A 14,649-nucleotide genomic window follows, 5' to 3' on the forward strand; every position below is an offset into this window, starting at 1 on the left:
TAATGTCCAAAATCGTTAAAGTCATCGGTCGTGAAATCATCGACTCCCGTGGTAACCCGACCGTTGAAGCCGAAGTTCATCTGGAAGGTGGTTTCGTCGGTATGGCTGCTGCTCCATCAGGCGCATCTACAGGTTCCCGCGAAGCGCTGGAACTGCGTGATGGCGACAAATCCCGTTTCATGGGCAAAGGCGTACTGAAAGCGGTTGGCGCTGTTAACGGTCCTATTGCTCAGGCTATCGTTGGCAAAGATGCCAAAGATCAGGCTGGCATCGACAAGATCATGATCGATCTGGACGGTACTGAAAACAAATCTAACTTCGGTGCGAACGCAATCCTGGCAGTTTCCCTGGCGAACGCCAAAGCAGCCGCTGCTGCTAAAGGTATGCCACTGTTCGAGCACATCGCTGAACTGAACGGCACCCCAGGCAAATACTCCATGCCTGTACCAATGATGAACATCATCAACGGTGGTGAGCACGCAGACAACAACGTTGATATTCAGGAATTCATGATTCAGCCTGTTGGCGCGAAATCCCTGAAAGAAGCGGTGCGTATGGGTTCTGAAGTGTTCCACAACCTGGCTAAAGTTCTGAAAGCTAAAGGTATGAACACTGCTGTTGGTGACGAAGGTGGCTACGCGCCAAACCTGGGTTCTAACGCAGAAGCGCTGGCTGTTATCGCTGAAGCGGTTAAAGCAGCAGGCTACGAGCTGGGCAAAGACATCACCCTGGCGATGGACTGTGCAGCATCTGAATTCTACAAAGACGGTAAATACGTTCTGGCTGGCGAAGGCAACAAAGCATTCACCTCCGAAGAGTTCACCCACTTCCTGGAAGACCTGACCAAACAGTACCCAATCGTTTCTATCGAAGACGGTCTGGACGAGTCTGACTGGGATGGTTTCGCATACCAGACCAAAGTACTGGGCGACAAAATCCAGCTGGTTGGTGACGATCTGTTCGTAACCAACACCAAGATCCTGAAAGAAGGCATCGAGAAAGGCATCGTTAACTCCATCCTGATCAAATTCAACCAGATCGGTTCTCTGACCGAAACGCTGGCTGCGATCAAAATGGCGAAAGACGCTGGCTACACCGCTGTTATCTCTCACCGTTCTGGCGAAACTGAAGACGCTACCATCGCTGACCTGGCTGTGGGTACCGCTGCTGGCCAGATCAAAACCGGTTCTATGAGCCGTTCTGACCGTGTTGCTAAATACAACCAGCTGATTCGTATCGAAGAAGCGCTGGGCGAAAAAGCACCTTACAACGGTCGTAAAGAGATCAAAGGCCAGGCATAAGCCTGAACTTTCGTTCTTATGAAAAAACCCGCTTCGGCGGGTTTTTTGTTTTCTATAGCAGAAGCGGCAGCGTGGCGCTGGCCGTTTGCTGGCTTACGTCACCGTAATGGCTGTCTACTGCAATAAGGGAAGTGGTAAGCAGTTCAACCAGCAGCATCACGCCAACCTTGGCATTGAGCGCACCCGCGCTCAGCGGTCCCTCGGGCTTGGCTGCAACCAGCTGTAAATCGCTCAGGGAGGCCAGCGGGCTGCGGGGTGTATTGCTGAGCGCCAGTACCTTAACGCCACGCTTGCGGGCGAGTTTCACCACGTGAAGCAGATCCCGTGTAGAGCCAGAACTTGAGATGGCCACCACCAGCGTCTCTTTTGAGAGCGTCGTCGCATTCATGGCGGCGCGATGCATATCGCTAAACAGCTGTGCAGGTTTGCCGAGTCGCAGCAGCTTGTAATGCAAATACTCTCCCAGAATCGCGCTGGCCGCCACCCCGTAAATTTGCACTGATTGCGCCTGATGCAGGGCCAGTGTCGCCTGTTCAAGCTGGGCCCGGTCGAGGAGTTTTGCGGTATCTTGCAGCGCCTGGACAGACTCATCCACCACGTTATCTATCGCATCTCCTGCCTGACGATCTGGCAAACCCTGCTGAATATCCAGCGCAAGCGCCATTTTAAATTCGTTATATCCCTTACAGCCCAGCGTGCGGCATAGGCGTGTGACGCTGGCCTCGCTGGTGCCGCTTTCACGCGCCAGCTCGGTGATCGTCAGGTACAGCACCCTGGCAGGATCGTTGAGAACAAACTCCCCCAGTTTTTGTTGCGTTGGGCTGTACCCGGAAGCCTCCTGGCGTAGCTTCAGCAGCAGGTTTTCATGGTCCGACATGCTAGATCCTTAATGCGTTTCTCTGCCAACTAGTGTGGCGGAAAGCGGGGGAGAGATGCCAGTCATTTCGAAAAAGTATGATCGGCGTCCTGGTTTTTGGTGGTAATTTTCACAATTAAAATTATATGTGGTAAAAATTTTCATCAACAACCAGGGGGATAAAAAAATGATGCAAATGTTCAGCGGAGCGTCTTCCGGCGGATGGTTTGAAAAAGCGCAGCGCTTTGGCAAATCCTTTATGTTACCCATCGCCATACTGCCCGCAGCAGGTCTGTTGCTGGGGATCGGCGGGGCGCTATCGAATCCGAATACGCTAACCGCTTATCCATTTTTAGACGTTGGCTGGCTACAGGCCATCTTTACCATCATGAGCAGTGCAGGCTCGATTGTGTTCGCAAACCTGTCGGTACTGTTTGCTGTTGGGGTCGCCGTTGGGCTGGCAAAAAATGATAAAGGTACGGCAGGGCTGGCGGCATTACTCGCTTATCTGGTGATGAATGCCACTATCAATGCGCTGCTGATCCTGACCGGAAAACTGGCGCATGAGAACCCGGGCGCCGTAGGGCAGGGCATGACGCTGGGTATTCAGACGCTTGAAACGGGCGTGTTTGGTGGTGTCGTTATTGGGCTTGTGACCTGCGCACTGCATCATCGGTTTAATAAAATCGCGCTTCCGCAATTCCTTGGCTTTTTTGGCGGCTCACGCTTCGTACCCATTATCAGCTCACTGGCGGCGATACTCGTCGGCGCGCTGATGACCGTGGTCTGGCCGCATTTTCAGAAGCTGATCTTTGGCCTTGGCGGTCTGGTGGATGCCACCGGCTATCTGGGGACATTGCTGTACGGCTTCATCCTGCGCATGCTTGGCCCGTTTGGCCTGCACCACATCTTTTATCTGCCGTTCTGGACCACCGCGCTTGGCGGCAGTGAAATTGTTAACGGTCACCTGGTTGAGGGCACGCAGCGGATCTTCTTTGCTCAGCTCGCGGACCCGAACACCCAGCACTTCTATGAGGGCACGTCGCGCTTCATGTCCGGGCGCTTTATTACGATGATGTTTGGCCTGCTGGGCGCCTGCCTGGCGATGTACCACACGGCTAAACCCGAGAACAAGAAGCGCGTAGCCGGGCTGCTGCTGTCAGCGGCGTTAACCTCTTTCCTGACGGGCATTACCGAGCCCATCGAGTTCTCATTCCTGTTTATTGCGCCGGTGCTGTACGTCATTCATGCGCTGTTTGACGGGCTGGCGTTTATGCTCGCGCACATGCTGCATATCACCATCGGGCAAACTTTCTCCGGCGGGTTTATTGATTTCGTGCTGTTCGGCATTTTGCAGGGTGAAGCGAAAACTAACTGGATGTTCGTCCCGCTGGTAGGCGTACCGTGGTTCTTCCTTTACTACTGTACTTTCCGCTATCTGATTAAACGTTTTGATTTTGCCACGCCGGGCCGTGAAAAGGAGGCGTTGGCTGACGAGGCTACCCTGCCGCAAAGCGAGCGCGCCGCAGCGGTGATCGCCGGGCTGGGAGGAAAAGACAATCTGGATGACGTTGACTGCTGCGCCACGCGCCTTCGCGTCACGGTGAAAGACGGTAGCAAAGTCAATGAAGCAGCACTGAAAGCGACCGGCGCGCGCGGCGTTATCGTCCGCGGCAACGGTGTCCAGGTCATCTATGGCCCGCACGTCACCCTTATCAAAAACGAAGTGGAAGAGATCTTATCGTAATGAAAACTGTACTGGATAACCTGAAAGGAAAACTGGTCGTCTCCTGCCAGGCGCTGGAAAATGAACCGCTGCACAGCCCGTTTATTATGTCGCGAATGGCGCTGGCAGCAGCCCAGGGCGGTGCCGCTGCGATCCGCGCCAATAGCGTGGTGGATATCAAGGCTATCAAAGGGCTGGTCTCACTGCCGGTCATCGGCATCATCAAACGGGACTATCCGGATAGCGAGGTGTTTATCACCGCGACGCTCAAAGAAGTGGATGAGCTGATGGCGGTCGCCCCGGACATCGTTGCGCTGGATGCGACCGCCCGGAAACGGCCCGGTGGCGTATCGCTGGACATGCTGATCGCGCAGATCCGCACCCGTTACCCTTCGCTGCTGCTGATGGCGGATATTGCCACCGTGCAGGAGGCCGTGACCGCGCAGGCGCTGGGGTTTGATTGTGTCGGAACCACCCTTTACGGTTATACGGCAGAGACCGCGGGCCATTCGCTACCGGAAAATGACTGCGCGTTTTTGAAAGAGGTGCTGTCTGCCGTCACGATCCCCGTGATTGCCGAAGGTAACGTGGATACCCCCGATCGCGCGGCCAGGTGTCTGGAGTTGGGGGCGCATACGGTTGTCGTCGGCGGGGCGATCACCCGACCGCAGCAAATTACGGAACGGTTTATGGCGGCAATTGGCGCGCAAAGCACCGATGGAGCATGATCATCTGACGGGGATCTGCGATACTTATCGTTTATTCCCTTAACAGAGTTGACTATGCAGTACCCGATTAACGAGATGTTCCAGACCCTGCAAGGCGAGGGTTACTTTACCGGCGTTCCCGCTATCTTTATTCGTTTACAGGGATGCCCGGTTGGCTGCGCCTGGTGTGATACCAAACATACGTGGGATAAGCTCGCAGATCGGGAAGTGTCGCTGTTCAGCATTCTGGCGAAAACCAAAGAGAGCGATAAATGGGGCGCGGGCAGCGCGGAAGATCTGCTTGCCATAATTGGTCGTCAGGGCTGGACGGCGCGGCACGTGGTGATCACCGGTGGGGAACCCTGCATTCACGATCTGATGCCCCTCACCGAACTGCTCGAGAAGAACGGCTATAGCTGTCAGATCGAAACCAGCGGTACCCATGAAGTGCGCTGCTCCCATTCAACGTGGGTAACGGTTTCACCGAAAGTGAATATGCGCGGCGGTTATGACGTACTGTCGCAGGCGCTTGAGCGTGCGGATGAGATCAAACATCCGGTGGGGCGCGTGCGTGACATCGAAGCGCTGGACGAACTGCTGGCGACGCTGACGGACGAAAAGCAGCGCGTGATCGCGCTACAGCCTATCAGCCAGAAAGACGATGCAACCCGTCTGTGCATTGAAACCTGTATCGCCCGCAACTGGCGCCTGTCGATGCAGACGCACAAATATCTGAACATTGCCTGATACTTTTGTGGCCCCGCTTAACGCGGGGCTTTTGTTGTTGGCAGTAATGCCCAGGTCACTACGGCTGACCCAAGACAAATCGCACTGTTGAACAGCAAGGCATACTGCGCGGCACTGGCCGTTCCCATCGGCAGCCATAGGGCGTACAGCGATGCGGTGACCGCGATCCCCATTGCGCCGCCCAGGGAACTGCCCATCTTATAGATCCCTGAAGCCACCCCCACTTTGTTTTCAGGGGCATTCATTACCGCCGTGTCCGTTGAGGGCGTGGCGTAACATCCGAGCCCCAGCCCGAATAAAATATTGCTCAGAAAGACGGTGACAATGTAGACCTCTTTGCTTAAGAAGGTGCATGAAATCAGCGTAATACCTGTTGTGGTCAGCAGCGGGCCGGTCATCATCGGCAGCCTGGCGCCATAGCGCTGAAGCAGTTTTTCACCCACCCGGATCATCGCCAGTACGGTAACCAGATACCCCAGCGTCATCATGCCGGTCTGTAGCGGTGACAGATGATGGCCTTGCTGCAACCAGATGCTGGCGATCATCATGGTGCCAATGCAGCCGTTGAGCAGGAAATTTGAGAATACCGAGGCGCTATAGGCACGGTTTTTAAACAGGGCGAAATCGATCAACGCCGCATCGCCCTTCCGCCGCCCGGTAACGACAAAGCACATCAGTGCAATCACGGCTCCACACAGTACAAGAAGCGATAAACTGCTGCTCCAGCCCCAGCTGTGTCCTTTGCTGATAAACAGATTGAACAGCACCAGCATAAGGACAAAACTCACCAGGCCGCTGATATCCAGCTTGTGTCGACACGCATCAGGGCTGCGGCTTTCCGGCGTGGCGCGGATAAGCAATAGCGCGACCAGAGCCACCACTATCGACAAAATAAAAATCCAGCGCCAGCCCAGCGTGGTGGCGATGGCGCCTCCCACAAACGAGCTCAGGCCACTCCCGCCCCATGAACCAATAACCCAGAAGCTGATTGCGCGCTGGCGTGCTTTACCTTCATACCAGGTCTTAATCAGCGCCAGCGTGGCGGGCATGATGCAGGCCGCGGATAGCCCCTGTATCGCTCTTCCCAACAGAAACAGGACGGGCTCCCATGAAATGAACAGCAGACCGCTTCCGATTATGCTCAAAATCAGGCCTGTCATGGTCAGGCGCATGCGCCCAAACTTATCGGCAAACCCACCGCAGGCTACGACAAAACAGCCGCTAAACAACGCGCTCAGGCTGACGGCCAGCGTAAGGGTTTCGAGGGCAATGTCGAGGCTATTCTGCATGGCCGGAACCACGTTGATAACCGACTGGGCAAACAGCCAGAAGGTCAGAACGCTCATGACGATACCCGCCAGCAGCCGATCGTTACCGGCGTAGGCGGATGCGTCTGTCAGGGAAACGGTACTCATAATGCAGCCCTCCCGGGAAGGTGCGAATCAGCGCAGATAGTGTTCGGTCAGTGCGGCCCACAGCGCCGCGCCGGTGAGGAGAATAGTGTCGTTAAAGTCGTAGCCCGGGTTATGCACCATGCAGCGGTCAGGCTCATCGCCAGCGCCAAGGGTGAAATAACAGCCATTGGGATTTTTCTCGAGCATGAACGCAAAGTCCTCGCTGCCCATAAACGCATTCACCTCCGCGACGGAATCCTGACCGAACAGATCGGTGGCGACGTTGCGCACCATCTCATTGGCTTGCGGATTGTTTTTCAGTACCGGGCTGCCATTAATGTGTCGAATGGTAGCCGTGGCATTGAAACTTTCCGCCTGCGCAACGGCGATATCATGGATGCGCTGTAGCACGGTTTGCCGCACGCTTTCATCCAGCGTGCGCACGGTAAGTTTCATCAATACTTTGTCGTTGATGATGTTGGGGGCATGTCCAGCCTGAATGCTGCCTACGGTAACGACGGCAGGCTGAAAAGGGGTGATATTGCGCGAAACAATGGACTGCAAAGCGATAGTGATATGACAGGCAACCAGGGTGGCATCTACGGTATGTTCTGGCACCGCGCCGTGCCCCCCCACGCCGTTAACCTCAATATGAAGGGTGTCGGAAGAGGCCATCATGGCGCCATCGCGCAGACCAATTTTTCCGACGGGCTGTGACGGCATATTGTGCAGACCAAAAATGTGGTCGCAGGGGAACAGGTCAAACAAACCGTCCTCTACCATAACGCGTCCGCCATACAGAAGTTCTTCCGCAGGCTGAAAAATAAGGTGCAGCGTGCCGTTAAAATTGCGGGTGCGTGCCAGGTACTCCGCTGCATACAGGAGCGTTGTGGTGTGGCCGTCATGACCGCAGCCGTGGAATTTACCCTCAACGGTACTGCTCCAGGCCTTGCCGCTGTTTTCCTGCATAGGCAGCGCATCCATGTCGGCGCGCAGACCCAGGCGTTTAGGCCCGTTACCCACCTTCAGCGTGCCGACCACACCGGTTTTCGCCAGGCCGCGATGAACCTCATATCCCCATTCCTCAAGCAACGCCGCAACGCGATCGCTCGTATTGTGCTCCTCAAAACCAATTTCAGGATGCTGATGAAAATAGCGACGTAATTCAGTGAACTGGGCCTCTTTGCCGCGCAGAGCTTCGATAATTGGATGTGTCATTTTTGTTATCCTTTTTATGCCAAACGGTGATAATTTCGAGTCTATGACGATCGCACTGCCAGAAAATGCATTTTTTTGTTGTAAAGCGACGGTTTTGTTTTGATTGTTTTTCATACAATTCCGTTATGACAAAAAAGAGCCGGTCATTATTTGTCTTTGATGAGGGGAAAGATGAATCAGCGGGGAGATGAATTTTGGGTGGAGATCCAGGACATTCGCCACTGCGTGGAGGATGAAGGCGATACGCTAACGTTGCTCTGGGTGCTGGAAGGGCGGGCTGAGCTGAATACCGATGTGGGACGTGACATCCTGGAGGCCAATACCCTTGCCATCATCAACCGTCATCGGCGCTGGCAGTTCACGAGCGAAACGGCAAATATCACCCTGCGCGTGTCCCTTTCCGGGCGCTGGGTGGTCCAGCTCTGCAATGATTTTTTTGTCCATGATTACGCTATACCGGCAGAAGCCGGAGGCGTCTGGCCCCAATGCGATGCGCTTCGCGATCAACTGCGCCAGCTTCTTGTGGTCACCCTCATCAACGATCCACACCGCTACCGGCTGGAGGCGTACCGCTGGCTGAGCGAGATATTGCTGTTGCTGACCAGCCGCTTTCAGCAGCCCGCCCGGTTTTTGTCCCGTGAACTTTCCCCAACGCACAGCAAACGCATTGCCCGGGTGATAGAGCGGATCAATGCCAGTTATTCTCGCCGTATTACGCTTGCGGAAATCGCCGCGAGTGAATATGTCTCTGAAGCCTGGCTCTCTCGTCTCTTTAGAAAGGAAGTGGGGATCAGTTTCATGCAGTACATCACCACCCTGCGGCTGGAAAAGGCGGCTGACGCGCTCCGTCTGACGAACCGACCGCTGCATCAGATTGCGCTTGAGCAGGGTTTCGCCAGCACGCGTATGATGACCGATCGGTTTCGGCGTGTTCACAATATGTCCCCGGGTGAGTTTCGTAAGTCCCGACGCCAGCACCCGGAGGCCACACGTGTTCGTACGGACAGGTGTGAGCAGCGCTATCCGGTGGCCATGGATAAGCTGTTTAGCCTGCTCAATGAACCGGTGGCGCGCGGCTGGGGAGCCTCCCCGCTTATCGATCGACCGCAGCAGGAGCAGACACTGGATCTTGAGCAGCTTAATCCTCTCTCCACCTCGCTGCGTCGTATGCGGGTGGTCATTACCCTGCGTGAGCTCGACGATTTATTGCGTGAGGACGTTCGTCAGAATCTTGAAGCGATAAATGAGGCCATTCCCATAGAGGGAATTGATATCGCCGAACCTTTTCTCAGCAGCCGTCTGTTTGCCACCGGGTGGGATGACCCCCAGATGGCGGGCTACGCCTGCTGGTACAATCTGCATCAGCTCTTCACCTGGCTGGCAAAAAAGCAATGGACGGTGCTGCTGCACACCGGCGTAACGACCCGTCGCGATCTACTTGCCCGTTTTTTACAACGGTCGGTCAATCATTTTTCGCCCGAGATCACCGCGGGCTGGCACTTTGTCATGCACTGGTCAACACAGGCGAGTGAGGAGACCCGGGAGCAGGTCTGGCTGGCGCAACAAAACGTCATACGCAACTATCTGCCACAGGCAAAGTTTGGTTTATGGCATCGATTTTCACCCGACAGCGCGGGCGTGAGCGACAATACCCTGTTCAGCTCAGCCATCCTGATGCAGGCCGATTTTCTTGCCTGTTCAGCCGATGCCAATGAACTTCTCGATCCTGCGCAGCGGGAGCCAGCCCAACTCTCTTCTACAGAAAATTATCCGGTACAGAAGATCCGCCAGATTATCGCCGCCCTTCGTCTGCGCAAATGTTCGCTTCCCGTCTGGCTTCTCTCCTGGAATACCCTCACCGGGAACACGCGGGCGACAAACGGCTGGTTTTTTCGTGGGGCGCTGCTGATGCAGAGCCTGCTCGGGCTATCGGAGCAGGTCTGGCTAGGGGGATTCTGGCTCAATTCGGGCCTTCAGGGTGAAGCTCGTGCGAACAATACCATCGATACGTCAAGCCTTGCGCTACAGTACAACCATGGTCTCCCACGGCCGGTTTATTGGGTACTCTGGCTCTGGCAACGCCTGCGGGGCGAGGTGCTGGTAAACGACGGGCGTGTTCTGCTCACGCGCCATCACAATGGTTACCAGTTGCTGCTGCGTAATGTGGTGGTTTTTAATCCGCTCCTTTCCAGTGAAGAAGCATTCATCCAGCGTTTTCGCCAGCAGTATCATTTACACCTGAAGGGAATGCGCGGTATTTGGCGAATTAAACGCCATCTTTTCGATCAGCATAACGGCGCGCTCTATCCGTTGCTTGAAGGGGTAGGCAGCGAAAGCGGCCCTGACGAAGAGATGTGGCGCTGGATAGCGCACAAAGCGCGTCCAACGCTTTCTCTATACGATGAACGCATTGATGACGGCTGGCAACTGACAGAATCACTGGAGAGTAATGCGCTGGTGCTCTATGAGTTTACGCCGCTCGTGCCTCTTGAGGCCGAAACGGAGGAGATTCACTCCCCGCGGTAGACGCAGCCTGCCGTGCAGGTCTCTTTGATCATCACCGCGCTCAGCAGCGGCACAAGCGGTTTCATCTGATCCCAAATCCATTTCGCCAGCACTTCGCTGGTCGGGTTTTCAAGGCCCGGAATATCATTCAGATAGTAGTGATCGAGACGATCGTAGGTCGGCTTAAACGCGGCCTTCAGTTCGGCAAAGTCCATGATCCAGCCCGTATGGGGATCGACTTCACCGGTGATTTCAAGACGCACCATAAACGAGTGTCCATGCAGGCGGCCACATTTGTGCCCGGCAGGAACGTGTGGAAGGTGGTGTGCGGCTTCGAAGGTGAAATCTTTAAACAGTGTGGTGGACATCATAGCTCTCAGGAATGCGGAAAAAACCGCCGCATAGTACCGGAAAGCACAATTTTTATCATTAACTAAAACGGCTCTGAACGGTCAACGCCTCGTATTCATGGTGTTTATCGATTTTTGTTGTTTTATTTCATATGGTTATTTAATCGCTTTTATCGTTAAGAACGATAACTAAAACAGGTTAGTCCATTTGGTTATTAATTATTTCCATCCCTTCTTTAATTGTTATTATCCCCGCCGTTAACCTTATCTTCAGTTTGGATTTATTCGCTTAAAGTCCGCTTTGCTACTGGAACATAACGACGCATGACAACACAGGCCCCACCTTCAAATTTGCTTCCCCTTAACCCGGAGCAACTGGCGCGCCTCCAGGCCGCGACTTCCGATTTTTCACCCACCCAGCTTGCCTGGGTCTCCGGCTATTTCTGGGGAATGCTGAACCAGCAGCCGGGTGCTGTGGCAGGCATCCCGCCAACGGCCGTTGAAATTCCTGCCATTACGCTGATTAGCGCCTCGCAGACGGGCAACGCCCGCCGTGTGGCCGAAGCGCTGCGTGATGACCTGCTCGCCGCGAAGCTGAACGTTAACCTGGTCAACGCCGGGGATTATAAATTCAAACAGATCGCGTCAGAAAAACTGCTGGTGGTGGTGGCGTCAACGCAGGGGGAAGGTGAGCCTGCTGAAGAAGCCGTCGCGCTGCATAAGTTCCTGTTCTCGAAAAAAGCGCCAAAGCTCGAGGGCACCGCCTTTGCCGTCTTCGGCCTCGGTGATACGTCCTATGAATTTTTCTGCCAGTCCGGTAAAGATTTCGACAGCAAGCTGGCGGAGCTGGGCGCAGAGCGCCTGCTGGATCGCGTAGACGCTGACGTGGAATACCAGGCTGCTGCTGCCGAATGGCGGGCGCGCATCGTTGAGGTGCTGAAGGCCCGCGTCCCGAAAGAGACGCCAGCGCAGGCCGCCGTTACCGCAGCCGGCACCGTTAACGAAATCCACACCAGCCCTTACACGAAAGAGGCGCCGCTGACGGCGAGCCTGTCGGTAAACCAGAAAATCACGGGCCGTGATTCTGAAAAAGACGTGCGCCATATCGAAATCGATCTCGGTGACTCTGGCCTGCGTTACCAGCCTGGCGATGCGCTGGGCGTCTGGTATCAGAACGATCCGGCGCTGGTGAAAGAGCTGGTCGAGCTGCTGTGGCTGAAAGGCGATGAACCGGTTACCGTGGATGGCAAAACGCTCTCGATCTCCGAGGCGCTCCAGTGGCATTTCGAACTGACGGTGAACACCGCCAACATCGTTGAAAACTACGCCACCTTAACCCGCAGCGAATCGCTCCTTCCGCTGGTCGGGGACAAGGCGAAGTTACAGCAATACGCGGCGACAACGCCGATTGTCGATATGGTGCGTTTCTCTCCGGCACAGCTGGATGCTGACGCGCTGGTCGGCCTGCTGCGTCCGCTGACCCCGCGCCTGTACTCCATCGCCTCCTCGCAGGCGGAAGTGGAAAACGAAGTCCACATCACCGTTGGCGTGGTGCGTTACGACATCGAAGGCCGCGCGCGCGCGGGTGGGGCGTCAGGCTTCCTGGCAGACCGCGTGGAAGAAGAGGGTGAAGTTCGCGTCTTTATCGAGCACAACGACAACTTCCGCCTGCCGGCGAACCCCGAAACGCCGGTGATTATGATTGGCCCAGGCACCGGTATTGCGCCATTCCGCGCCTTTATGCAGCAGCGTGCGGCAGACGACGCGCCGGGTAAAAACTGGCTGTTCTTCGGCAACCCGCACTTTACTGAAGATTTCCTCTACCAGGTTGAGTGGCAGCGCTACGTCAAAGAGGGCGTGCTGACCCGCATCGATCTGGCCTGGTCCCGCGATCAGAAAGAAAAAGTATACGTACAAGACAAACTGCGCGAACAGGGCGCAGAGCTGTGGCGCTGGATCAATGACGGCGCCCACATTTATGTCTGCGGCGACGCCAATCGCATGGCGAAAGACGTTGAGCAGGCACTGCTGGAAGTGATTGCCGAATTCGGCGGTATGGATGCCGAAACGGCGGATGAATTTTTAAGTGAGCTGCGCGTAGAGCGCCGTTATCAGCGAGATGTCTACTAATGAGCGAAAAACATCCTGGCCCACTGGTGGTCGAAGGCAAACTGACTGATGCCGAGCGCATGAAGGTAGAGAGCAACTACCTGCGCGGTACCATTGCCGAAGATTTAAATGACGGCCTGACCGGCGGTTTCAAAGGCGACAACTTCCTGCTGATCCGTTTCCACGGTATGTACCAACAGGACGACCGCGATATCCGCGCCGAGCGTGCCGAACAGAAGCTGGAGCCGCGTCACGCGATGCTGCTGCGCTGTCGTCTGCCGGGCGGGGTAATCACTACGAAACAGTGGCAGGCGATCGACAAGTTTGCCGGTGAAAACACAATCTACGGCAGCATTCGTCTGACCAACCGTCAGACCTTCCAGTTCCACGGCATTCTGAAGAAGAACGTCAAGCCGGTGCACCAGATGCTGCACTCCGTGGGTCTGGACGCGCTGGCGACTGCCAACGACATGAACCGTAACGTGCTCTGCACCTCGAACCCGTACGAATCTGAGCTGCACGCCGAAGCGTACGAGTGGGCGAAAAAAATCTCCGAACATCTGCTGCCACGTACCCGCGCCTATGCGGAGATCTGGCTCGATCAGGAGAAAGTCGCCACCACCGATGAAGAGCCGATCCTCGGTCAGACCTACCTGCCGCGTAAGTTTAAAACCACGGTGGTGATCCCGCCGCAGAACGATATCGACCTGCACGCCAACGACATGAACTTCGTGGCGATTGCCGAAAACGGCAAGCTGGTCGGCTTTAACCTGCTGGTGGGCGGCGGTTTGTCCATTGAGCACGGTAACAAGAAAACTTACGCCCGCACCGCGAGCGAGTTCGGCTTCCTGCCGCTGGAGCACACGCTGGCCGTGGCAGAGGCGGTGGTTACGACCCAGCGCGACTGGGGTAACCGTACCGATCGTAAAAACGCGAAAACCAAATATACCCTTGAGCGCGTAGGCGTCGAGACGTTCAAAGAAGAAGTGGAGCGTCGCGCGGGCATCAAGTTTGAGCCGATCCGCCCTTACGAATTCACCGGTCGCGGCGATCGCATCGGCTGGGTGAAAGGCATCGACAATAACTGGCACCTGACGCTGTTTATCGAAAACGGCCGTATTCTTGATTATCCGGGCCGTCCGCTGAAAACCGGCCTGCTGGAAATCGCAAAGATCCACAAAGGCGAGTTCCGTATTACCGCCAACCAGAACCTGATCGTCGCCAGCGTGCCGGAAAGCGATAAGGCGAGAATTGAAGAGCTGGCCCGCGAGCACGGGTTGATGAATGCGGTGAGCGCGCAGCGTGAAAACTCAATGGCCTGCGTGTCGTTCCCGACCTGTCCGCTGGCGATGGCCGAAGCCGAGCGATTCCTGCCGTCCTTCACTGATAAAGTGGAAGCGATTTTGGAAAAACACGGTATTCCGGACGAGCATATTGTTATGCGCGTGACGGGCTGTCCGAACGGCTGCGGCCGCGCGATGCTGGCCGAAATCGGTCTGGTAGGGAAAGCGCCGGGTCGCTATAACCTGCACCTGGGCGGTAACCGTATCGGGACACGTATTCCGCGTATGTTCCGCGAGAACATCACCGATCCGGAAATTCTCGATTCCCTCGACGTGCTTATCGGACGCTGGGCGAAAGAGCGCGAAGCGGGTGAAGGCTTCGGCGACTTTACGGTACGTGCGGGTATCATTCGCCCGGTGCTCGATCCCGCAAGGGATTTCTGGGAGTAATCC

The 14,649-nt window shown here is 55.6% G+C and carries 11 protein-coding genes; 7 read left to right on the forward strand and 4 right to left on the reverse strand.

Annotation, left to right across the window (positions count from 1 at the left end):
- The first annotated feature begins 2 nt into the window (after positions 1-2).
- Positions 3-1,301, forward strand: a complete 1,299-nt coding sequence (gene eno / locus AC4OVS_RS04715) for a phosphopyruvate hydratase (RefSeq protein ID WP_022649201.1) — start codon at positions 3-5, stop codon at positions 1,299-1,301.
- A gap of 52 nt (positions 1,302-1,353) precedes the next feature.
- On the opposite strand, the gene AC4OVS_RS04720 is transcribed toward eno, so the two are convergent.
- Entirely contained in the window at positions 1,354-2,178 is an 825-nt protein-coding gene (locus AC4OVS_RS04720) for a MurR/RpiR family transcriptional regulator (RefSeq protein ID WP_023298494.1), read from the reverse strand.
- Positions 2,179-2,344: 166 nt separating this feature from the next.
- Here AC4OVS_RS04720 and AC4OVS_RS04725 point away from each other — a divergent pair, with 166 nt between their 5' ends.
- From AC4OVS_RS04725 to queE, 3 genes are read left to right on the forward strand one after another with little or no spacing between them, the layout of a single operon-like run.
- Positions 2,345-3,904 (forward strand): maltose/glucose-specific PTS transporter subunit IIC, encoded by a 1,560-nt coding sequence (locus tag AC4OVS_RS04725; RefSeq protein ID WP_023306839.1) that lies wholly within the window; start codon positions 2,345-2,347, stop codon positions 3,902-3,904.
- Positions 3,904-4,611 (forward strand): N-acetylmannosamine-6-phosphate 2-epimerase, encoded by a 708-nt coding sequence (locus AC4OVS_RS04730; protein WP_023298492.1) that lies wholly within the window; start codon positions 3,904-3,906, stop codon positions 4,609-4,611. Before AC4OVS_RS04725 ends, AC4OVS_RS04730 begins: the two co-directional genes overlap by 1 nt.
- A gap of 54 nt (positions 4,612-4,665) precedes the next feature.
- Positions 4,666-5,337 (forward strand): 7-carboxy-7-deazaguanine synthase QueE, encoded by a 672-nt coding sequence (gene queE / locus AC4OVS_RS04735; protein ID WP_006811780.1) that lies wholly within the window; start codon positions 4,666-4,668, stop codon positions 5,335-5,337.
- A 17-nt stretch (positions 5,338-5,354) separates the two neighbouring features.
- Here queE and AC4OVS_RS04740 read toward each other — a convergent pair whose 3' ends face one another.
- Complete coding sequence (locus AC4OVS_RS04740; protein ID WP_491922210.1) at positions 5,355-6,752, reverse strand: MFS transporter; 1,398 nt, start codon at positions 6,750-6,752, stop codon at positions 5,355-5,357.
- Positions 6,753-6,779: 27 nt separating this feature from the next.
- The gene (locus tag AC4OVS_RS04745; protein WP_023306836.1) at positions 6,780-7,949 is read right to left on the reverse strand and encodes a M20 aminoacylase family protein; all 1,170 of its coding nucleotides are present in this window, start codon (positions 7,947-7,949) and stop codon (positions 6,780-6,782) included.
- A gap of 171 nt (positions 7,950-8,120) precedes the next feature.
- Between AC4OVS_RS04745 and AC4OVS_RS04750 the strand changes: the two genes are divergently transcribed.
- A complete protein-coding gene (locus AC4OVS_RS04750) occupies positions 8,121-10,475 on the forward strand; it encodes a helix-turn-helix domain-containing protein (RefSeq protein WP_491922211.1) in 2,355 nt (784 codons plus the stop codon).
- Here AC4OVS_RS04750 and queD read toward each other — a convergent pair.
- Positions 10,460-10,825 (reverse strand): 6-carboxytetrahydropterin synthase QueD, encoded by a 366-nt coding sequence (gene queD, locus AC4OVS_RS04755; protein WP_006811776.1) that lies wholly within the window; start codon positions 10,823-10,825, stop codon positions 10,460-10,462. The two genes, AC4OVS_RS04750 and queD, sit on opposite strands and share 16 nt — an antisense overlap.
- A gap of 303 nt (positions 10,826-11,128) precedes the next feature.
- On the opposite strand from queD, the gene cysJ reads away from it, so the two are divergent.
- Together cysJ and cysI are read left to right on the forward strand one after the other, a co-directional pair.
- Positions 11,129-12,934, forward strand: a complete 1,806-nt coding sequence (gene cysJ, locus AC4OVS_RS04760) for an NADPH-dependent assimilatory sulfite reductase flavoprotein subunit (RefSeq protein ID WP_491922212.1) — start codon at positions 11,129-11,131, stop codon at positions 12,932-12,934.
- Entirely contained in the window at positions 12,934-14,646 is a 1,713-nt protein-coding gene (gene cysI / locus AC4OVS_RS04765) for an assimilatory sulfite reductase (NADPH) hemoprotein subunit (protein WP_491922213.1), read from the forward strand. The genes cysJ and cysI overlap by 1 nt, the downstream gene beginning before the upstream one ends.
- Positions 14,647-14,649: the final 3 nt, after the last annotated feature.

It is taken from the genome of Enterobacter sp. 4974935, assembly GCF_058661735.1.